Origin of the sequence: Achromobacter ruhlandii (assembly GCF_902859695.1) — a bacterium.
In the GTDB taxonomy this organism is placed as follows: domain Bacteria; phylum Pseudomonadota; class Gammaproteobacteria; order Burkholderiales; family Burkholderiaceae_B; genus Achromobacter; species Achromobacter ruhlandii.
This window is the reverse complement of the sequence record NZ_CADIJL010000032.1, coordinates 23,789-42,823: the sequence shown is the minus strand read 5'-3', so window position 1 is coordinate 42,823 and position 19,035 is coordinate 23,789. Positions and strand designations below refer to the sequence as shown.

General features: G+C 62.6%; 21 protein-coding genes and 2 pseudogenes. 18 read left to right on the top strand and 5 right to left on the bottom strand.

Annotation, left to right across the window (positions count from 1 at the left end; all coding sequences use genetic code 11):
- The first annotated feature begins 71 nt into the window (after window positions 1–71).
- From HV742_RS26275 to HV742_RS32600, 4 genes are read left to right on the top strand one after another with little or no spacing between them, the layout of a single operon-like run.
- A complete protein-coding gene (locus HV742_RS26275; RefSeq protein WP_054446237.1) occupies window positions 72–515 on the top strand; it encodes a hypothetical protein in 444 nt (147 codons plus the stop codon).
- A gap of 2 nt (window positions 516–517) precedes the next feature.
- Window positions 518–1,009 carry a hypothetical protein gene (locus tag HV742_RS26270; RefSeq protein ID WP_175146751.1) on the top strand — a complete coding sequence of 164 codons (492 nt, stop codon included), beginning with the start codon at window positions 518–520 and terminating at the stop codon, window positions 1,007–1,009.
- Window positions 1,006–1,407, top strand: a complete 402-nt coding sequence (locus HV742_RS26265; RefSeq protein WP_254601260.1) for a hypothetical protein — start codon at window positions 1,006–1,008, stop codon at window positions 1,405–1,407. The genes HV742_RS26270 and HV742_RS26265 overlap by 4 nt, the downstream gene beginning before the upstream one ends.
- The gene (locus tag HV742_RS32600) at window positions 1,322–1,501 is read left to right on the top strand and encodes a hypothetical protein (RefSeq protein WP_437340603.1); all 180 of its coding nucleotides are present in this window, start codon (window positions 1,322–1,324) and stop codon (window positions 1,499–1,501) included. Before HV742_RS26265 ends, HV742_RS32600 begins: the two co-directional genes overlap by 86 nt.
- A gap of 160 nt (window positions 1,502–1,661) precedes the next feature.
- Here HV742_RS32600 and HV742_RS26260 read toward each other — a convergent pair whose 3' ends face one another.
- Entirely contained in the window at window positions 1,662–2,441 is a 780-nt protein-coding gene (locus tag HV742_RS26260; RefSeq protein WP_175146750.1) for a hypothetical protein, read from the bottom strand.
- Between the two features lie 957 nt (window positions 2,442–3,398).
- On the opposite strand from HV742_RS26260, the gene HV742_RS26255 reads away from it, so the two are divergent.
- A complete protein-coding gene (locus tag HV742_RS26255) occupies window positions 3,399–3,950 on the top strand; it encodes a hypothetical protein (RefSeq protein ID WP_175146749.1) in 552 nt (183 codons plus the stop codon).
- Between the two features lie 191 nt (window positions 3,951–4,141).
- Here the strand turns inward: HV742_RS26255 and HV742_RS26250 are convergent, their stop codons facing one another.
- A complete protein-coding gene (locus tag HV742_RS26250) occupies window positions 4,142–4,804 on the bottom strand; it encodes an Arc family DNA-binding protein (protein ID WP_155868127.1) in 663 nt (220 codons plus the stop codon).
- 100 nt (window positions 4,805–4,904) lie between these two features.
- Here HV742_RS26250 and HV742_RS26245 point away from each other — a divergent pair, with 100 nt between their 5' ends.
- Together HV742_RS26245 and HV742_RS26240 are read left to right on the top strand one after the other, a co-directional pair.
- Complete coding sequence (locus HV742_RS26245; RefSeq protein WP_175146748.1) at window positions 4,905–5,663, top strand: BRO-N domain-containing protein; 759 nt, start codon at window positions 4,905–4,907, stop codon at window positions 5,661–5,663.
- Window positions 5,664–5,885: 222 nt separating this feature from the next.
- Entirely contained in the window at window positions 5,886–6,179 is a 294-nt protein-coding gene (locus HV742_RS26240) for a hypothetical protein (protein ID WP_026385306.1), read from the top strand.
- 876 nt (window positions 6,180–7,055) lie between these two features.
- Here HV742_RS26240 and HV742_RS26235 read toward each other — a convergent pair.
- Window positions 7,056–7,382 carry a hypothetical protein gene (locus HV742_RS26235; RefSeq protein ID WP_223821377.1) on the bottom strand — a complete coding sequence of 109 codons (327 nt, stop codon included), beginning with the start codon at window positions 7,380–7,382 and terminating at the stop codon, window positions 7,056–7,058.
- Between the two features lie 81 nt (window positions 7,383–7,463).
- Here HV742_RS26235 and HV742_RS26230 point away from each other — a divergent pair, with 81 nt between their 5' ends.
- Complete coding sequence (locus HV742_RS26230) at window positions 7,464–7,652, top strand: hypothetical protein (protein WP_175146747.1); 189 nt, start codon at window positions 7,464–7,466, stop codon at window positions 7,650–7,652.
- 11 nt (window positions 7,653–7,663) lie between these two features.
- On the opposite strand, the pseudogene HV742_RS26225 reads toward HV742_RS26230, so the two are convergent.
- Both HV742_RS26225 and HV742_RS26220 read right to left on the bottom strand, forming a co-directional pair.
- Window positions 7,664–8,330: pseudogene (locus HV742_RS26225) on the bottom strand (SOS response-associated peptidase).
- 76 nt (window positions 8,331–8,406) lie between these two features.
- Window positions 8,407–9,927: an AAA family ATPase gene (locus HV742_RS26220; RefSeq protein WP_175146746.1), complete on the bottom strand. Its 1,521-nt coding sequence runs from the start codon at window positions 9,925–9,927 to the stop codon at window positions 8,407–8,409.
- Between the two features lie 290 nt (window positions 9,928–10,217).
- Between HV742_RS26220 and HV742_RS26215 the strand changes: the two genes are divergently transcribed.
- From HV742_RS26215 to HV742_RS32385, 10 genes and pseudogenes are all read left to right on the top strand, one after another.
- Entirely contained in the window at window positions 10,218–10,448 is a 231-nt protein-coding gene (locus HV742_RS26215; protein ID WP_080977462.1) for a hypothetical protein, read from the top strand.
- On the top strand, window positions 10,445–11,824 hold the full coding sequence (locus tag HV742_RS26210; protein ID WP_175146745.1) for a pilus assembly protein TadG-related protein: 1,380 nt from the start codon (window positions 10,445–10,447) through the stop codon (window positions 11,822–11,824). The genes HV742_RS26215 and HV742_RS26210 overlap by 4 nt, the downstream gene beginning before the upstream one ends.
- Entirely contained in the window at window positions 11,821–12,420 is a 600-nt protein-coding gene (locus HV742_RS26205) for a TadE/TadG family type IV pilus assembly protein (protein ID WP_175146744.1), read from the top strand. The genes HV742_RS26210 and HV742_RS26205 overlap by 4 nt, the downstream gene beginning before the upstream one ends.
- Before the next feature lie 95 nt (window positions 12,421–12,515).
- On the top strand, window positions 12,516–13,172 hold the full coding sequence (locus HV742_RS26200; RefSeq protein ID WP_254601258.1) for a hypothetical protein: 657 nt from the start codon (window positions 12,516–12,518) through the stop codon (window positions 13,170–13,172).
- Window positions 13,169–14,008 carry a Flp pilus assembly protein CpaB gene (gene cpaB / locus HV742_RS26195; RefSeq protein WP_175146743.1) on the top strand — a complete coding sequence of 280 codons (840 nt, stop codon included), beginning with the start codon at window positions 13,169–13,171 and terminating at the stop codon, window positions 14,006–14,008. The genes HV742_RS26200 and cpaB overlap by 4 nt, the downstream gene beginning before the upstream one ends.
- The gene (locus HV742_RS26190; RefSeq protein ID WP_175146742.1) at window positions 14,005–15,372 is read left to right on the top strand and encodes a type II and III secretion system protein family protein; all 1,368 of its coding nucleotides are present in this window, start codon (window positions 14,005–14,007) and stop codon (window positions 15,370–15,372) included. Before cpaB ends, HV742_RS26190 begins: the two co-directional genes overlap by 4 nt.
- Before the next feature lie 4 nt (window positions 15,373–15,376).
- Window positions 15,377–17,035 (top strand): TadA family conjugal transfer-associated ATPase, encoded by a 1,659-nt coding sequence (locus HV742_RS26185; protein ID WP_175146741.1) that lies wholly within the window; start codon window positions 15,377–15,379, stop codon window positions 17,033–17,035.
- On the top strand, window positions 17,032–17,877 hold the full coding sequence (locus HV742_RS26180) for a type II secretion system F family protein (RefSeq protein ID WP_175146740.1): 846 nt from the start codon (window positions 17,032–17,034) through the stop codon (window positions 17,875–17,877). Before HV742_RS26185 ends, HV742_RS26180 begins: the two co-directional genes overlap by 4 nt.
- Before the next feature lie 262 nt (window positions 17,878–18,139).
- The gene (locus HV742_RS26175) at window positions 18,140–18,799 is read left to right on the top strand and encodes a type II secretion system F family protein (RefSeq protein WP_254601257.1); all 660 of its coding nucleotides are present in this window, start codon (window positions 18,140–18,142) and stop codon (window positions 18,797–18,799) included.
- A 56-nt stretch (window positions 18,800–18,855) separates the two neighbouring features.
- Window positions 18,856–19,029: pseudogene (locus tag HV742_RS32385) on the top strand (DUF192 domain-containing protein); the annotation flags it as partial.
- Window positions 19,030–19,035: the final 6 nt, after the last annotated feature.

Below are 19,035 nucleotides of genomic sequence, written 5' to 3'. Positions count from 1 at the left end.
AGACCGCCTCGGCGGTCTTTTTTTCGTCCATCCGGGAGGCAGCAATGCGACCCCATCAAAGGAATTTCTGCATGGAACCCACATCTGCCGGCTTCGGCGGCGGCGCCGCGGTGAAAGTGGCGCTGGCCTACGGCGCGCCTGCCGCGCTGGCCGCCATCCTCGGGCTGCTGATCATGCCGCCCAAGACCTCAAGGGAGTTCACCGTGCGCTCGATATGCACGGTCGCTTGCTCGTTCATCTTCGGGCCAGCGCTGGCGGTCGCCGTCCTTACGTGGAAGCCCAGCCTGATGGAAGCCATGACCTGGCTCGCCCGGCATGGTGCCGACGGTGACGATCTGGCGCTGGCGAGGTTCTATGTCCTTGGGCCGAGCATGCTGCTCGCGGGCCTGCCGGCCTGGTGGGTGCTGGGCGCCTATATGCAGTGGATGTCGCGCATTCGGGAAATTGGGGTGGTGGCTTGGGTGAAAGAGGTGCTGGCGCTATTGCCGTGGCGCCGGACTGGCGGGGAGGGATGAGCATGGACTTGAAAGAGGTTGTAGAGCGGGCGATCGAGCCGGCGCTGGCGTTGCTGCCGGCTCGCATGGATACGCCTGCGTCGCGCGTCATGTTGCTGGCCATCGGCCTGCAGGAAAGCCGGTTCGAGCACCGGCGGCAGATCGGTGGGCCGGCGCGCGGTTTCTGGCAATTCGAAAAAGGTTCAAGAGCGAGCCGTGGCGGCGTCTGGGGCGTATGCCTGCACCCAGCGAGCAAGGGCCACCTGGCAGTGCTGTGCAAGGCCCGTAGCGTGGCGTGCGATCCCGATGCGATCTATGCGGCGCTGGAATATGACGACGTGCTGGCTGCAGGTGTGGCGCGGTTGCTGCTGTGGACCGATCCGAAGGCGCTGCCGACTATCGGTGACGCTGACGCTGGATGGGCGCTGTACCTGCGCACCTGGCGGCCGGGCAAGCCCAAGCCGGACAGTTGGCCGGATCTCTATCGCCAGGTCGTCGCGCAGGTGCAGCCGTGAACCCGTTCTGGAGGATGGCCGCGCCCTGGATCGGCGGCGCCGCGGTGGTGCTGGTGCTGGGCGCCGGTGTGGTGCTGTACGGGTCCAGCCGCTACCACGACGGCATCGCCAAGGCCAACGCCGATCATGCGCTAGCCGAACTCAATGAGTTCAAGGCCCAGACCGGCCGTCTGGCCGCCATCGCCACCACATTCGAAGCGAACATGGCGGTGCTGCGCGCCGCCGCGCCCAAGATCATCGAGAGGTACACCCGTGTCGAAGTCCAAAGTCCTTTGCCTGCTGGTTGCCGTATTGACGTTGGGCGGCTGCAGCATATCAACGAAGCCGTCCGCCTGGCCAATTCTGCCGGCCAACCTAGCCCAGCCGTGCCCGCCGGTGCCCGAGGTGACCAGCGATAGCTGGGACGACTTTGCGCGTAGCTATCTGGCGCTAGCTGTTTTGTATGGGCAGTGTGCAGCGAGGCATCGGGCTGTGGTCAGGGCGTGGCCCTAGTAGCTGCGTCACTTGGCGGGCTGGCTAAAAAGAAGTTTTTTCCATTCCCTCTATGAGAATTTTTTGAAGAACAAGTACATGATGTATCTGGGTGGTTGTAAAGGTTGAAAGTCGTTTCTTTGTAACTTCGGTCGGCGTGGTGATGATTGCTAAACGTTTATTATTTTAATCGCCCTATAAAGGCGGCAAGGATGGCAATGGCGGCGGAAAGGATCCCTAGAAGGATTTGAAACCCGATCTGATTTCTGTGTCTCCTGGTTTCTTGGATGTATTTGTCCAATGTAATGAGTGCGCGGGGGGTTATATTGTATTTGTTTCCATTTGCTTTTTCTAATTCTTTTGTTTCAACCAATGAGTTGAGAACATATTCCCAGCTTATTAAAGATTTGCTGTAATCTGGGTGGCGGAGTAGCCATTTTTTGGAGGGGAGGAAGCTTTGAACTGAGATGGTTGGGCTCCGTTCGGTTTTTGCGATAAGTACCGCCTTTTTTAGTGCTGTTATTCTCCCGGATCGGAGGAGATTCTTCTTGTTGAATGCCCATTGTGCAATTGTGTCGTGATGGTAGTCTAGGAGGTGCTGACCTTTCCGTATGTGTGAAATAAAGTCGGCTGGTGAGTTGAATTTATATTTTCTTAGAGCGAAATGATGCTCAATTGTTATTGGGGTTCGAGTTAAGCAAACAAAGCTCTGGTTGGAAGTGTCTTGGTCAGGAATTCCATATGCCTTTATGGATGCTTTGTCTTGGTGGACTTCAGTTATTTCCCAGTATTCGTAATTGGATTTACCTGGGATTTTTACGTGGAATTCTTCATAAATTTTTTTCTTGGTTTTTTTGTGGATTTTTTTTTGTTTCGTAGAAGGGCTTTGAAGCGCCCTGGTTAATGCTTCACTCAGAATATGGTAATCATGAGGGGTGGTTAGGTCGCTAGGTATGTCCATGATGATTGGGTATTATTTGATATTTTAATATTTGAAATTGGGTTTCGAATGTTCTTTTTGGGGTGGGTGGAACGGCGGGGGGCGCGCTTTTATGATATTTCTGAGTGCTCACGTTGTTTGAAATTGGATGCGGTAAAAACGCTCCAGTCTTTGAGGGAGGAGGAAATGTATTGCGAGATAGGTATGGGCGTCGCGAGCGTTGTGGAAATATCGCCATCGACCGAAAAAGATACATGATGACGCACTGCGCTGTTTGGGCGTTGGCAGAGCGCTTACGGTCTCTGTGCACTGTAAGCGCATGGCAGGTTCGGTGCGGCAACTATATAACCCACAATTAATACTGATCCCCTGGGATATGCGGCGGCGTAACTCGGTTTCTGGGCGCAAGCCAAACCGTGTTACGTTGTGTTTGCCCGTTGAGACCAACCACGCCCATATCTGCCAGAATGGGAAGAATGTAGTTAATTGTCCTCTGTCGGCCTTGTCTCGTTGCTCGGCAGAGCGGTCCGGCTGTGTCCAGATCGTCGGATGACCGGATTTCAATAGGGTTGTTTGGCCCTACATTGTTGTCGAGAAGAAACTGATAGGCGGCTTGGACTCGTTCAAGGTCAATAGACAGACGTGACAGCCCAGATTCAGTTCGTATGGCGTAGAAGTTGGATCCCGTCTCTTCAACGGTAAAAATACTTCCCTGCGTGAAGTCAGGTGTTAGATACTGATGCCCAACTGCGACATGTTGGAGGAATCGGTCGGCAATTTCTACTGCAGTGTAGGTGCGGCGTGGTGGTAGAGTATTCACGATTTCGTTGGATAGGTTTCTGAAGGTTAGATTCTGATTGGTTCTGTGAATTCTCGTCAACTCATTCTGGGTTAAACAGCAGCTGCCAATGAGTGCGGCCTAAACGTCATGAAATCGCTTTATCATGCGCAAAGCTAACTTTTTAAGGTGAAGGCGCGATGGTAGAAGTCTGGTGGATTCAAATGTTGGGGACGGGCCTCACCGCAGCTATGATCAACCAGCTCGCGCAATGGTTCATTCAACGTCGGCGTGATCGGCTAGCCTCCCGCAATGCGGCTTTGACCACTTGCGTGAAGTTGGAGGCCTATGCGGTAGCATGTGCCGAAGCGGCGACAGAAATACATGCATATCTGGACGACCCAGAACATGAGACGGAGCCGTCCTACTCGATACCGGACTTCGAGGGGCTGCCGGACGGCGAAGATTTGAGGCACATGCCAATGTCGCTCGCTGCCCAGATACTCAACTTCCCTCTAGTTGTTTCGTTTCATCGCAGCTATCTTTATTCATGTTGGAAGCATAGTGGTCCGCCCCAGACTCTTGAATGGGCACGTGAAGAAATCGCGTTAGTAGGTTATAGAGGACATGTCCTAGCCACTGACATCGCCCGCATGTACGGATTCCGTGCGTGGACGCCGGCGCTGCCCGATTGGGATTTCGTCTCAGTTCTTGAGCGGCACAAGAGGTCTGTCGATTTGAAGAGAGTCTAGGAGGCTGTCTTGGTGACCTCGCGATGTGGACGGTCATCACCCGTCAGATGAAATCTGTCTGATGTCTTTGGGGTAGACGGCATCGCGGGCAGCCTCGATAGCAGACCTTCCCTACGACAAAAAGCCGGCAACTTGCCGGCTTTGCTTTTGGGTGTCGATGTTGGAAGCGGTCTCGGCGGGCCGGTGCGAGGTCAGTCCTTCTGCTCTTTGTCGCCCTTTGGCGCGCGGCCTAGCCCTTTCTTTGGTGCGTTCTGACCCGGAATCTTGGGTGTGCGTGAGGGGGTTCCGTTGTCACCAAGAATGGGGTTGCCGTACTTGTCCTTGTTCCGCCCCTCAAAAATGCCGGCGATCGTGCTTAGCGGTTTTAGCATCGCGTCGCGTGATGTTGGGATCAAAACGAGATCTTCTGACGAGGGTTCGGGAAGCTTCCCAGTCATCCGCAGAACGGCCAGCGCGAGCTGGGTTGCAATGGCGTCTTTCTCGGATTCAGGTGGCGGAAGGCTGGCCACCATCTCCATTAGGCGAGGGCCATCAGGGATAGGCGGCTGTAAATCGCCTTCAGATCGAACGACCGCCGGAGCGTACCCATTCACCGTTTCGGCACCGCCGGCAGCTTTGACTCGATCCAGCAGCATGCTGTATTCGTCTTTGGTCAAAAGCTTCAGCATGGCTCGACTGATGTCGGTCACCATGCGCTCTTCCCAGGGCCTTTCCTCCCAAGGCGTAAAGCTGTGCTCGAGCCGTTGGATGATCTCCTGAGTGACGGAGCGGCCCTGCTTTTTTGCTGCATCCTCAAGTCGCTCTTTGAGATCTGCAGGCATTCGGAAATTCACTTGGGGATCTGTACGTGCCATGGCCCGGAGGATAGTACATCACCGTGCTTGACAGCAATAAAGCACGGTACTAGTATTTTCGCAAACAAAGCACGGTGCTTTGTGTTGCGGAGACTCTTCAATGAGCAAGATCCTGCCTTACCAGAAGGATGGTTTTTCCATCCGCGCGATTGAGATCGGCGGCGAACCGTGGTTTGTCGGCAAGGATGTCGCGGTGGCCCTCGGCTACGCCGATACCGTGAATGCCCTCAAGCAGCATTGCAAGGGGGTGGTAAAGCACCACCCCCTGCCTACGCCAGGCGGTGTGCAGGAGGTCCGCATCATCAACGAGCCTGACTTATTCCGGTTGGTTGTGAGTAGTGCTCTACCAGGGGCCGCGAAGTTTGAGCGTTGGGTGTTTGAGGAAGTCCTGCCTTCCATCCGGAAGACCGGTGGCTATCGTGCCGCGTCGCCTGTGCGGTCGGTCACAGAAGCCGCCCGAGCTTTCCCGCCGCTGTTTCGTGCTGCCCGGTTGCTGGGGTGCGACAAGAACGCGGCCGCGATTGCCGCCAACCAGGCTGTCATATCCGCCACGCAGGTCAACCTGTTGCAGCAACTGGGTCACACCCATCTGGAAGCCGAACACCAGGAAGCGCATTTTTTCACGCCTACCGAATTGGGCCAGATGCTGGGCGGCCTATCGGGCCGAAAGGTGAACCTGCTGCTGGCCGAGGCTGGGATGCAGGCCAAGCGCGGCGACGAATGGGAGGCGCTGCACGCCGGACGATCTTTCGCACGCATCTATGACACCGGCAAGAAGCATGGTTCCGGCGTGCCGATCCAGCAGGTGAAGTGGTCGTCCGCCGTGCTACCGCTGCTGAGGAAAGAGGATGTCGCATGAGGCGTGGCCAGGCCATGGTGAGCACACCGCGCACCTACATCATCCGAGATGGTGATGCCCATGAGAACAGTCTCGTTAGAGACCAAAAAGTCGCACAAAGAATTTGGCTCTCCGGACCAGGTAGGCATACTGATCTGGCGGACCCAATAGGAAACGCCCCGCTGGCAGCAACCAGCGAGGCGTTAGGTCTGTGACAAGCCCTGTAGGAAGGAAGAATCACAAATGGAAGTTAGCACCGACTCAAAATTCGCTCAAGCGTCCCAGGCGCCGGAGGTTGCCTATCTACCTACTGCCGGCCTGCAGCCGGTGAAGAACGCAGCGCGCCGTGGCCGGCTGCCGAAGGGCGTGGCGTTGATTCGTAGGCCCGCTGTTTGCGCGGGGGACGTCCAGGCTGCGCCGGCGATCACGGACCCCATCGAAACGGTGCGGCAGATGTTGGCCTCGATGCAGGCGTCGTTGAATTTCGCCGTGGCCATGCTCGCGGAATACGAGAAGGCTCACCGGCGGGCGGGGTAGGGGCGGTCATCGGAGGCAGGCGCACGAGTATCAACTTGGCGCTGGCGCGCCACCGCGGCAATGAACGAGGCGGTCAATGCCTCGATCATTGCCTTGTCCTCGTCCGGAAGGGCCGCCCAACGCTCGGGCGTGATGGTGTCGAAGGGCCAGGGGTGCATGCGGCAAGACTACTCTTGGCCTCTCGTGGCTGCTCAGGCGAAGCCCAATTTCAGACGATATGCGGGGGCTGGTCGATGAATGCGCGTTGTCGCGGCATCAGGCGGCTTGCCTCCTAGCCTGATCTAGGATCGTAGTCATACACGGCCGGCGACTTCTACGGCTAGCCGCCGGCTCGCGTTTCATCACTTGCGGGTCATCACTATCCGGAAGCGCATTCCGTTCAGAATTCGCATGATCCGGACGTTCGTACGAAAGTTGATCTCGAAAATCACCTTTCGGCGAACCGGAAAGTCCAGGTCCATAAGCGGGGTCCTTGGAGAGGAGCTTACTTGGAACTCGGCGCCGTTTGACAGCGGATAGGTGACCCGAATACGATCACATTGTGTTTAGCTATCTAAACCACGCCTAGATGCACGAACCGCAGCCTGTAAGCGCGTGCATTTTGGTCGGCCCCAGTTCCGTTGCAGCGGATCTGGGGCTTTTATTTTGTGGCTTTGACCACGGATTGAAGTCTAACAGTTGCGTACAATCCCCAACGCGGAGTTCCGCCTCTTTTTGGTTTCGTATTTGGCGTAAAAATATGGGACGTTAAAGGGAGATTTCGTCTTGTTGTAGGGGTGTTGGTGGATTTTAATTTTTCTCTTTATCCTCTTTTCTCGCGTGTTTGGAGATTGGGTGGATGTTGTTTTTCCACACGACGGAAAAATTGCTATGAGGTTAAGGCGTCACCCACTGCATCCACCACCCCTGGTAGTACCTACAGCCTGCGATTTCCTCGAACCCCACCACCATCATGCCTCGGTCTGAGGCGAACGTCAGGAGTTGAGGTTCCAGTAGATCCGGGATGGCGCTAGGCACAGTGGCGCCGAACTTCGCCAGGGCGTCCATGGTCATGCGCGGAACGTGCCGATTCAGGCCCTTGTGAAGCATGGAGTACATCCGGACCGTGCCCACGATGGGCTGGCCTGGATCGTTGTCGCGGCGGCGCTCGCCGAGGTGGTGTGTGCGTAGCACGCTGCACTGAAATTGCACGGTCTTGCTCAAAAATACTGTATGTTTGTACAGTATAATTTGGTCTGAGATTGGCGCAATTAGGCCCCGATTTCGGTCGTGAGGGGACGGAACATGGCGGACGTGACGGACTGGCAGCAGCGGGACGAATACTACTGGGCAGGGCCTGGCGGTTGGACCATCTGCCGGGTGTTCGCGCAGAACCGGTGGCAGTACGAGGTCTGGGCGGCAAACAGCACGCGCCACGGTATGGAGCCGTCCCTGGCTGCCGCGATCACGCTCTACGACAAGGCGACAAGGTGAAAGGCTGACGCCTATTTCTCCATGGGCGTGGCCACGAGGCGGTCCACAGGAAAGGGCACCAGGAAGTCTCGTGTCGCATCCGCTGGTGCGGTGAGCCAGTCGCCGTAGGCGCCCTCGGGCAAGATGACGACCATCCGCTTCTCCTTGCCGGCCTAGTGGTAGTCGCGGAACAGTGGATCCTGGTCGGCGTTGATGGTGAGCATGGTGTAGCTCTCCTGCAGCTGGCCGGCGGCGTCGCGCCAGCGGTCCCACAGGCCGGCGATGCCCAGCGGCGCGCCGTCGGCCCGGGTGAAGCGGGTCGCCAACGCGGCGCCCGACCGCCAGTCAGGTTCGAAGATGGCGTCGGCCGGGATGATGCAGTGCTGGGCCCGGCGCCAGGCGTTGCCGAAGGTGAATGACTTCGCTGCGGTCTCGCTGCGGGCGTTGATGGTCGACAGCTTGCCGGCCTTGTCCAGGCCGTCGGCCTTCGTCATCGCGCTGATCAGCCTCCCAGCGCCCCACAACCGCCTCGCGGTCCGGCACTGCCCCATCTCCGGCCTCATGCTCGACCGGCCGCCGGATGAAAACGCCCGGGTAGCGTGGCCACATGTCGTACTTGCCGCTGGCCGGCTTGTTGGGCGCGCCGAACTTCTTGAGCAGCAGCTCGGCGTCTTTCAGGCTCTGGTAGTGGCTGCACATCGCACCCTCCCACATCACACCCTTCCATTGGATGAGCCAGTATATGGTTAGTCTGTTATGCGCCGTACGGACTGCGTCAGCTCAGCATCGAGGCAACTAGCTCAATCATATCGTCAGTGCGGGTATTGAAATAATGCTTCGCGAGCGTGCTGTACAAACGTTGTCGAATCATGGGTTTGCCAAGCGCAGGATAGCGGGCGGCCAGCGTATCGACGACAACCCTGACCGCCACCTTGGCCTGTCTGCGGATCTTGCCTTCTTCGGGATTTAACTGAGGGCCTAGCTCTTGCCGGCGGAATGTGAGTTGAGGGTCGTTAAAGGCAATGCGTAAGGCCCGTTCCGCGTTTGCCTGGTCGTTCACCAGGTAGTCTATGAGTCCGACTTCGGGTGTGGTCGGCAGATACTTGACTTGATTTCCCAACTGCGCGAGTGCTTCTAAGCGGGGATAGTTTTGCCTGGTTTGCCAGTCAGGGACGACCTCTGTTTGGACATCTTGATCTAACAGGGCATATGCTTGAGTCGCTTGCGGCAGTATTTCGCCTTGTCGAGCCACAAAGCGTAGGACAGAATCGTATGTCCCCAGAGGAACAATCCTAAAACTAGGGCGAGGAATGGGACGATCCGGCGGATAGATGAGTGCGAGGCAGTGATCGACCAACACGCTCGTGAACGCTTCGGCGGCCTCGTCTTCAACGTAGATGATCTTATCTGGCACCCTCTCCTCAGTATGGGCAAGGCTTCCCAGGATGTACGTGGGAAAGCACCCCTTGTAACCCCTGATGATCTCATCCCCCCGGGCTTCAAGGAATATCAGGTTGCTGCGCGGGGCGCTCTTTATTAGGCTGACCGAATGAGTTGAGAAAATGATAGTCAGATTTCTCGCTTCAGCAACTTCTTGAAGATAATCATGTAGCTCAATTTGGGCTCGCGGGTGTAGTGCAATTTCAAGTTCGTCAATCAGCACCAGCGAGTTGGCCGGCCATGTCATCAGGTTCTTGATCAGCTTTATTACGCACAGCTCCCCAAGACTAAAATTACGTTCGGTGTAGTATTGCGTGCGCTCGCCGGGAGGCGTTGTTTTTTGAAGTAAATAGACTGGTGTTTGTACCCCGCGCGTCACGTTTATTGTGCGCAGTTCCGTAAACTTACTTGTGCCGAAAATTCGGTTGGCGGCGGCAATAATCTCTGGTGGAGCCGCTTGAACATTATTGGGACGAACCTCTTCAGGCCTAGGTGTTATCCGCTCGGCGGTCGCGCCTACATAGTTCACGCCGGAAAACCCGATTGCGTCGAGTACATCGCCACCCGATTTGGGCCGGGGGACCCACCTGGTACCACCATATGTGTAGGTCACCTGGCGACCGTCGCATGCGTATGTGACGGCGGCTCCGTCGAAGTTATCGATACGGGGGGAGATTGACGATGGACGGAAATGCAGCGGAAATGCATTTGGCTTGCCGATGCGGAGTAAGCACGCTAGGAGGGAAGTCTTCCCCGATCCATTGGCACCCGTTAACAAATGAACGCCCGGACCGGGAATCGAGAACTCCAGTTGTCTTATGTGCTTTAGATTCTTGATGACAATCGTGGCTGCCATTTGCGCATCCTGTTGTAGCTAGATGCAGCAATATATGTCAAAAATCAGTGCGATGGTACCTTACACGATCACGGTGCTAGCTTGGTACAGGCTTCTTATCAATGCCCTAGCGCTCGTGAAACGAGTACCTACGTAACATAGGGCGTCCGCTTCGGTACCTATGTGTCTAAAACTAATCTCAAAGGCCCTATAAATCAGGGCATTAGAGAAGAAGGTTGGTCGTCATGTTTTAGACAAGTCGATGGTAATTTCCTTTCAATTTCAAAGGCATATCTCCGGTTCGATGTAGTCTGACGGAATATGTTGTGATCGTAGCCCTGGTGGCGGTGGCGGCGATCGCCGTTTACCAATACCTTGGCCAGGTCGTGCGTTCGCAGACCGCCGCCATGGCTCGGGAATTGGCGGGCGAAGACGGCAGCGCGCAATCGCGTGCCGCCCAAGCGGCGGTGCGCAAGGCCGCGGGACAGACGGGCGCGCGTTCGCTCAAGTCCTTCACTGGCAACGCGGTGGTCGAGCCATGACGCGGCACGTCCCCGGTCTCACGTGGCAAGCCGGACAGCGCGGGCAGGTGTTGGCGCCGGGCCTGCTGTTGCTGGGCGTGCTTGCGGCCGTGCTGGCCATGCTGCATGGCCTGGGGCGGATGGTCGAGGCGCGGGCGCGACTGACCCACGCGGCGGATGCGGCGGCCTACAGCGGCGCGCTGGAACAGGCGCGCCGGCTCAATTTCCTGGCCTATGCCAATCGCGCGCAGGTCGCCCACCAGATCGCGATGGCACACATGGTGACGCTGGGCGCGTCGATGGCCTTCACGGACACGCTCGCCGGCCAGCGGCGGCGCAACAATCCTCCTGGGAACCTGCTCGCCACCCTGTTTGGCCGCGACGTGGGGCAGGCCTATCGCGCGGCGCGTGCCGATCCCCAGACGCAAGTTGGCCTGGCACAGGCGTATGCCGAACACGACCGGGTGGTGCACGAAGTGCTCGCGGCGGCGTCTGCCGCCGCCGTTGCCGGGCTGCCGGCCGCGCGTGAGCGGCTGATGCGGGCGGTGCTGCAAGACAACTATGGGGATGGCACGTCGGCCGCGCAACCGGTGCCGCGGGTACTGCGCGACGCGTGGCCGGGCTACGTGCGGCGGCGCGCCGCGACACCCGGCATCGGCCTTTGGTCTGCGGTCGAACAGGCGGTGGACCGCTACGGCTTTCTCGGCCGGCGCGACGGGACGCGGCGCAATGCGCTGCCGGCCAACGCGCGGTGCCCGAAATCGCCGCATGTCTTGCGGCGCCGGGGCTCGACCTGGCTGGGCGCGGACGGACGTTGGGGGGCGCTGGACACGCAGTCGTTCCATTCCTCGCGCTGGAATCGCTGGGCGGGTTGCTACTACCGCGAATACAGCATGGGCTGGGGCGCCGTGCTCGGACCCGATGGCAAGCCACCGGCCGAGGTGGAATATGCAGTGGGTCCGCCTGTCGATTTCACCGCGCTGGATTTCTGGCGCTGGGTGAAGGAGTCGACCACGTGGGACCTGGGTACCGGCATACAGACGCCACTAGCCAATTCCTACGCCCTGGCACACGTACGGCGTTGGCCCGGAAGGGGAGTGCCGGACGATTACGAGGTGACGAACGGTGCCGTGCCGCTGCGCTTTACGCTGGCCGTGAGCCTGCAATCGCGCGCGGCGCCGCTTGCACGACCCCGCAATGTAGGGATGGCGCCTGGCGCCAGCGCCGCCGGGGGCACGGCGATCACCGTCACCAGTGCCGCCGAGACCTATTTCGCAAGACCGTTGCCGCGGCCCGATGGCCAAGACGAATTGGCCACGCTGTTTCGTCCTTACTGGCAGGCACGGTTGTCGGCGCGGACGCAGGCATCCGCGCCGTCGGGTGGGGAAGCACCATGAGGCGTCGCATCCTTGGACAGCATGGGCAGGCCATGGTCGAGGCGCTGCTCCTGCTGCCGATCCTGATCCTGCTGCTCCTGGCGATCGCCTGGGTGGGCAAGACGCAGTACACCGCGCTGACACTGCTCCAAGACAGCCGCGCAGCTGCGATGTTGATCGCCATGGGCGCGGGCGCGGAAGCGCATGACGTCCCGCGCGGGGTGCGTCTCCAGCTCGTGGCCGGTGCCGGCGATGACGAAGGGCAAGGCGAATGGTCGGCCGCGGATGCGCGCCGGGTGTCGGCCATGTCCTCCGCGGACGTATCCGGCGGGGCGGGCTGGGGCGATGTGCGCCTAGTGCGTCGCATCGCGGTCGCGGCGGGGGCGGGCAATGCGCGGGACGACGACGAGGTACAGCGGCGTATAGGCGCCGCCATGACGATGCGGAATCGGGCAGCCGCGAACTCGGTATCCCTGGCGCGTGTTGTCGCGCCGGTGATCGAAGCGGTGGACGCACCATGGCACCGGTCTTCGTTGTCCCTCGATTGGCTGTCGTCCTGGGCGGACGTGGTGCCTGCCGACAAGCGCATGAACGACGACAAGCGGGGACATCCATGAACGCGCGGTCGGCGATGAGAGGGCGCCGTCATCATCGTGCCAGGTATGGCTGGGGCCGTGCCCTGGCTGGGAGGCTGGCCGTTTGCGGATTGGCGATGACAGCCGTCGTGTGGCCGGATCCGGCGAGCGCGACCACGCCAGCCACTTCCCAGCCGACGGCGATGACGCCGGCGGCAATGCGTTTCCCGGCTGGGTCGCGGGTTGAGCCCTTGGCGGATCGATTGTGGCTGTATGGCTTGCCGCTGCAGGCGGTGGTGTTCGATGCGCCCGTCGACGTCCCGGAATTGATCCGCACCCTGTCGCGCCAGCAACCCGCATTGCGCGATCTCATGGTGCTGCCCGGCGTGGCGATCCTGTCCGGGCGCCTGGGCGATGCCCTCTGGATGGCCGTGTTGGCAAGTCCCGTGGCGGGGCGCAGCGTGGGCAGCGTGTCATCGTTGCTGGTGTCGACGACGCGTCAGGATGCGCCACTGCCGGCCTGGTTGCCACCCGCGGCGCGCTTGGAGCTTGATGTCGTCGTGGCAGACGGCGGGGTGCGCATGTCTGAGCGCATCTGGCAACATCCACTCCCCCCGGCGCGCCTGGCGTCGGTCATACGCCAGGGATTGCGGCGCCACGGTTGGGAGGACGATGGCAAGCGTGCCGATGCCGGCGACTGGCAGTCGTGGCGCCGCCGCGGTGAGCGGTTGGACTGGCTGCTGTTGCCGGTGGATGCTGGCAGCGGTTTGTGGATCCGGCGGAGGGTCCCATGACGCGCGTCGTTTTCCCGGGCCTGCGCAAGTTGGCGGTCCCATTGTTGGCGCTGGCAGCCGGGCTGGTGTCGGCCTGGGCCGTCCGAGAGCACGTGCGGCAGCGGATAGCGCGCCTGGAGGCCGCGGCCAGCACGCCGCTGGTCAGCCGCCTGGTGGCGGCGCGTGACTTACCGGCGGGCACCGTGCTGGAGGCGTCGCAGTTGGCGGTACGCGAAGTTCCGGCGATATGGGCACCCGCGGCCAGCATCGATCCGCAGGCGGTTGACGGGGTACTGGGCACTCGACTGGCGGCCGACCTGGCGGGCGGCGAACTGTTGCTCAGTGCGTGCCTGGGTGCGGCCGATCCCACGTCATCACGTTCGCTGGCCGCGCGGATCGCGCCAGGACAGCGTGCGTTCGTGGTGGCGGCTGCCGATCTGGGGGGCCTGGCGGGCATGTTGAAGGCGGGCGATGCCATTGATATCTACGTCTCCCGGACAATCCGGGGACGAGAGGCGACCGTGCCGGTGTTGCAAGGCATGCGGGTACTGACCGCTACCGATACCGGCGACGGCGGTGGCCACGGCCAGATCACGCTGGCGGCTCGTCCCGACGAGGCCGTGCGGTACCTCTCGGCCAGACAGTCGGGAACGCTGACCGCGGTGCTGCGCAACCGGAACGACCCGGGGGACATCGACGCCGGCCCCGCGCACGATCCGCTGCCTCCGGTTGGCCCGGCGCCGACACCGCAGCGCTCTTCGGGGGTGGTCATCCTGTACGGCGACCGGCCGGACGAACGCGCCCAAACCCTTGCGCCGACCTCGGCGCTGGCGGATTTCGAATCGGAGCACCCATGAGGATCGGACGGATTGAGTCTATCGAGGTCCTGGCCGCGCTGTGCCTGGCACTGGCCTGCCCGCCGGCGTGGTCAGCGGTCGAGACGCTCGAGATGCAGGTCGGCGAGAGCCGCGTACTGGCGCAGCCTGGCGTCACACGCGTGGCCATCGGCAACAGCCAGGTGCTGAGCGCGGTGGCAACCGACGATCGCGAGGTCGTGGTGTCGGCGCGCGCCGAAGGCGTGTCCTCGATGCATGTGTGGGCGGAGGCGGGCCTTGCGAGCTATGACGTGCGCGTGGTGGCGGCCGGCACGCCGCGTCTGCTGGCCGAAGTCGACTCCCTGTTGGCGCGTATTCCCGGCACGCGCAGCACCCTGGTGGGCGGTCAGGTCGTCATAGAGGGGGAGGGTCTGTCCGACGATGACCGCGCCCGGGTGGCGGCGCTGGCACAGCGGTATCCCGAGGTCGTGGACTTCACCGGACAGGTGGGCTGGGACAGCATGGTGTTGCTGGACGTGCAGGTGGTTGAAATCCCCAGTTCGCGATTGCGCGAGTTCGGCGTTCGTTGGGATGGCGTGACGCAAGGGGGGCTGAACGCGGCGCTGGCCTGGGACGCCGGCTCGCGGGGCAGGATGAGCCGGCCCGGCGAGCAACCAGTAGACACCCCCTTGCCGGTCTCGTCCGCGGCAGGCTATTTCGGCGTCAACGCGCTGCTGTCGGCCCGCATCGCGGCGCTGGCCCAGCGTGGCGAAGCCGTGATGCTGGCCCAGCCGCAATTGCTGGCGCGCAGCGGCGCCAGCGCGACCTTTCTTGCGGGGGGCGAAGTGCCTTACGTCTCGACCGATTCGCGTGGCAATCCCACGACGTTGTTCAAGCCCTATGGGGTGTCGTTGCGGATCACGCCGCGTATCGATCGCAACGGCGTCATCCGTTCGCAGATCGAGGTCGAGGCCAGCTCCGTCGACATGGCCTTGACCGCGGCCGGCGGGCCGGCGCTGCGTACCCGTCGGGCGTCGACGGAATTCAACGTGCGGTCCGGTGACACGCTGGTCATCGGCGGCTTCCTGTCGCGAGAGCGTTCCGACGAGGTCACCGGCCTGCCCGGGCTGAAGGACATCCCGATCCTCGGCGCGCTGTTTTCGTCACACCGCTACCAGTTGCGCGAGACCGAATTGGCGATCTTCGTGACGCCAAGGATCGTGTCGCGCAATGAGCCGGCCATGGCCGACCAGCTGCGGCGCGGGCGTGAGCTGGTCGATGCGGCTTTTCCGCAGGCGCCGCGGTTGGGCGGGGCCGTGCCTGCGTCGGGTTGGAGCGTCTACGCGGGAGCGGGATCGCAATGGCTCCGCGATACCGGGGCCCCCATTTCTGCTGACAAGGAGTAGTGCCATGCTTGATATCGAGATGACTTTTGAAGATGCCGTCACACGCAGGATCAGGGCAACCGCGCCGACGCTGATCGGTCGGGGTGTCCATTGCGACCTGCGCATCGCCAATTGGCGGGTGGGGCGCCAGCATGCGCGGCTGCGGCGCGAGGCCTCGGGAATCGTGCTCGAGGATCTTGGCGCCTTGGGCGGGACGTTCGTCAATGGCTTGCGCGTCACACGTCATGCGCCCGTGCGGCCCGATGACGAGATTCTCATCGGACCTTGCCGCCTGCGGGTGGCGCCGGCGCGTCCGGAGGGGCACATCGGCATAGTGGCTCGGCTGTCGATGCCCGCGTCCGCCGACCAGCGCACGGATTCCGCGGCGGACGCACCGGTGTCGTCGTTGGCCAACCTGGACCTGCGCCGCCGCCTGCACACCGCGCTGTTGGCCGCGCTGGACCTGCGCCGACGCGATGTGGCCGGCATGAGTGATGCCGTGCTGCGCGCCGAGGCGGCCCGGTTGCTGACACGCATCCTGGCCGACGACGAGGCGCTGCCGTCAGGGGCGGATCGGGCGTCGCTGTGTCGCGAGGTGCTGGATGAGGCGGTGGGGCTGGGACCGCTGGAACCGCTGCTGGCGGCGCCCGATATCACCGAGATCATGGTCAACCGGCACGATGAGATCTATGTCGAGCGCGATGGCCGGCTCTGGCGCCACGCCGCCGCGTTCACCGGCGAGCAGTCCGTGCGCCGGGTCATCGAGCGCATCGTGATGCCGTTGGGACGCCGCATCGACGAAAGTTCGCCAATGGTCGACGCGCGGTTGCCGGATGGCTCGCGGGTACACGCCGTCATCCCGCCGGTCGCGCTCAAGGGGGCCAGCCTGACGATCCGCAAGTTTCCCGCGCATCGGCCGGACATGTCCGACCTGCTGGCGGCGGGTTCGCTCAGCGCCGCCATGGCGCAATTCCTTGCCCATTGCGTGCGGCTGCGCAAGAACCTGGTGGTTTCGGGAGGGACCGGAGCGGGCAAGACCACGTTGCTGAATGTCCTCTCCAATGAAATCCCGGAGGGGGAACGCGTCGTCACGGTCGAGGATGCGGCGGAATTGCGACTCAACCATGCGCACTTGGTGGCGCTGGAAGCGCGGCCGGCCAACCAGGAAGGACGCGGACGCATCGACATTCGCGAATTGGTGCGCAATGCGCTGCGCATGCGACCGGATCGGATCGTGGTGGGCGAGTGCCGCGGGGCGGAGGCCTTCGACATGCTGACCGCGATGAATACCGGGCACGAGGGTTCCCTTACCACGCTGCACGCCAATTCCGCGCGGGATGCCCTGTCGCGGTTGGAGTCGATGGTGCTGATGGCGGGGCTGGACTTGCCACTGGCCGCGATCCGCGAGCAGATCGCGGCCAGCGTCGACATCATCGTGCAGCAAGCCCGGCTGTCCGACGGGCGGCGCGTTGTCGTGTCCATCGTGGAAGTCACCGGCATGGAAAGCGGTCGGATCCAGTTGCAGGAGTTGTTCCGGCATGAGCGCTCGGGAGGTTTCGTCGGCTGCGGCATCGTGCCTGGTTTCGCGCAGGAATGGCTGGAGGCTGGAGCGGACCTGGACATGGCGTGGTTTGGCATCGATGGGGCGACTGCCGGGGCCGGTGGCGAGGCGACGCTGCCATGACCTGGCTGGCCATGCTGGCGGCGCTGGCCTGCGCCACGCTCCTGGCTTGGCAGGTGCAGCGCTGGCTGGCGCCGATGTTGCGGCGTCATCGCGAACGCTATACGCGGGAGGCAGGCAGCCGGCTCGACGCGTTGTTCGTGTTCATCGAGCCAGCCCGGCTGTGGGTGGGCACCGTGGCGCTGGCGGGATTGGCGGCGGCGCTGGTTTTCGCGGCGACTGCCAGCGGCATTGGCGCCGCGTTGGCCAGCGCGGCGGCGTGGCGCCTGCCGCGATTCCTGGTCCACGCCATGCATCGCCGACGCGTGCGGCGCTTCGAGCAACAGTTGCCGTTGGCTTTGCTGATGCTGGCGTCGGCGCTGCGCGCGGGGGTTTCCCTGATGCCCGCCTTGCGCCAGGTCGCGGCCCTGGGCGGCGGGCCCGTGGCCCAGGAATTCGGCCTGATGCTGCGCGAGCAACGTCTGGGCGTGCCCTGGGACGAGGCGCTGGAGCGCCTGAATGTCCGGATGGCGGGAGAGTCGACGACCCTGATGGTGGTGGCAATGCGGATATCGGCGCGGACGGGGGGTAATCTGGCCGAGGCGCTCGACAGCATTGCGCAGACCCTGCGCGCGAGGCTGCAGCTGCAGGACCGGGTCCGGGCATTGACGGCACAGGGACGCTTGCAGGCCTGGATCGTGGGGGCGTTGCCATTGCTGTTGCTGGTCGTGCTGGACTGGCTCGAGCCCGACAGCATGGCGCCGCTCTGGCATACGCCACGGGGGTGGCTGGTGCTGGCGTTGGTGGCGACGCTGGAAACCCTGGGCATCCTGTTGATCCGGCGCATCGTCCGGATCGACGCCTGAGCAGGAGGTCGGCATGTGGCTTGTGCTGGCGATGGCGGGCGCGGGGTCGGGGGTGGGATGGCTGGCGTGGCGGCTGTTGCGGCACGCATCGCGGGAGGCCCCGGGCATGGATGTCCTGCCGTGGTGGTGGCGCGTGGGGGCGCCGTGGGCGGAGCGGATCGCACCGCGCCTGGTGCCGCTTTGCCCTCGTCACGGATATGCATGGCTGTGTGGGATGGCCGCGCGCGCAGGCTTGCCCGCGGCGGTTCGCGCCGAGCACCTCGTGGCCGCGAGCCTGCTGGCGGCGATTGGCGGCGCGGCGGTGGCGGGCGCGGGGCTGTGGGTAGTACCAGGTGTCGGCCCGAACGGAGCCCTTGCTGGCCTGGCGCGCACAAGTGACTGGTCGGACGCGCTGTCGTGGTCGCTGGCCGGTGCCGGCTTGGCCGGTCCGTTGCCGGCGTTGTGGCTGCGGGCGCGGGTGGTCGAACGGCGCCGGCGTATCGAGCGGGAACTGCCGTTCGTGCTCGACATGATGATCCTGTGCGTCGAGGCCGGCCTGAGCGTGCAGGCGGCGTTGCAGCAGGCGACGTCGAGCGGGCCGGGCGGGCCGCTGCGAGAGGGCGTCGCGGGCGCGCTGGCGCAGATGCGGGCGGGCGTGACCCGGTCCACGGCATTGCGCGCGATGGCGGATCATTGCGGCAGTCCGCTGGTGCACGATTGGATTGCCGCCCTGGTCCAGGCGGACGCCCTGGGCATCGGCCTGTCGCCCGTGTTGCGGGCGCAGGTCGCCCAGTGTCGTCATGCCCGCCAGCAGCGGGCCGAGCAATTGGCGCTGCAGGCGCCGGTCAGGATGCTGCTGCCCCTGGTCGGCTGCATCTTTCCCTGCACGTTCATCGTGCTGGCGTTCCCCATCGCCGTCCAGCTGCTGCGGGGGGGAGCGTGAGCGCCCGCCCGGCCCTGCCGCGCGGGCGGCTCAGGCTGTTGTGGGTCAAGGGCTGGATGGGGCGGCTGCGGGGGTTGCTGGGCCGGCCGCCGCCAGGGCCACGATCGGGGATCTTGCTGGCGCCATGCCGGGCGGTGCATACCTTCGGCATGCGATACGCCATCGACGTGGCGTTCGTGTCGCGAGATGGCTGCGTGCTGAAGGTGTGCAGGGCGTTGCCGCCCCGCCGGATCGCG

What these genes read in the sequence shown, in the direction of transcription:
- HV742_RS26275 (WP_054446237.1), top strand. Translation starts at nt 72, where the DNA reads ATGGAACCCACATCTGCCGGCTTCGGCGGCGGCGCCGCGGTGAAAGTG.
- HV742_RS26270 (WP_175146751.1), top strand. Translation starts at nt 518, where the DNA reads ATGGACTTGAAAGAGGTTGTAGAGCGGGCGATCGAGCCGGCGCTGGCG.
- HV742_RS26260 (WP_175146750.1), bottom strand. Translation starts at nt 2,441, where the DNA reads ATGGACATACCTAGCGACCTAACCACCCCTCATGATTACCATATTCTG.
- HV742_RS26255 (WP_175146749.1), top strand. Translation starts at nt 3,399, where the DNA reads ATGGTAGAAGTCTGGTGGATTCAAATGTTGGGGACGGGCCTCACCGCA.
- HV742_RS26250 (WP_155868127.1), bottom strand. Translation starts at nt 4,804, where the DNA reads ATGGCACGTACAGATCCCCAAGTGAATTTCCGAATGCCTGCAGATCTC.
- HV742_RS26245 (WP_175146748.1), top strand. Translation starts at nt 4,905, where the DNA reads ATGAGCAAGATCCTGCCTTACCAGAAGGATGGTTTTTCCATCCGCGCG.
- HV742_RS26240 (WP_026385306.1), top strand. Translation starts at nt 5,886, where the DNA reads ATGGAAGTTAGCACCGACTCAAAATTCGCTCAAGCGTCCCAGGCGCCG.
- HV742_RS26230 (WP_175146747.1), top strand. Translation starts at nt 7,464, where the DNA reads ATGGCGGACGTGACGGACTGGCAGCAGCGGGACGAATACTACTGGGCA.
- HV742_RS26220 (WP_175146746.1), bottom strand. Translation starts at nt 9,927, where the DNA reads ATGGCAGCCACGATTGTCATCAAGAATCTAAAGCACATAAGACAACTG.
- HV742_RS26210 (WP_175146745.1), top strand. Translation starts at nt 10,445, where the DNA reads ATGACGCGGCACGTCCCCGGTCTCACGTGGCAAGCCGGACAGCGCGGG.
- HV742_RS26205 (WP_175146744.1), top strand. Translation starts at nt 11,821, where the DNA reads ATGAGGCGTCGCATCCTTGGACAGCATGGGCAGGCCATGGTCGAGGCG.
- HV742_RS26200 (WP_254601258.1), top strand. Translation starts at nt 12,516, where the DNA reads ATGACAGCCGTCGTGTGGCCGGATCCGGCGAGCGCGACCACGCCAGCC.
- cpaB (WP_175146743.1), top strand. Translation starts at nt 13,169, where the DNA reads ATGACGCGCGTCGTTTTCCCGGGCCTGCGCAAGTTGGCGGTCCCATTG.
- HV742_RS26190 (WP_175146742.1), top strand. Translation starts at nt 14,005, where the DNA reads ATGAGGATCGGACGGATTGAGTCTATCGAGGTCCTGGCCGCGCTGTGC.
- HV742_RS26185 (WP_175146741.1), top strand. Translation starts at nt 15,377, where the DNA reads ATGCTTGATATCGAGATGACTTTTGAAGATGCCGTCACACGCAGGATC.
- HV742_RS26180 (WP_175146740.1), top strand. Translation starts at nt 17,032, where the DNA reads ATGACCTGGCTGGCCATGCTGGCGGCGCTGGCCTGCGCCACGCTCCTG.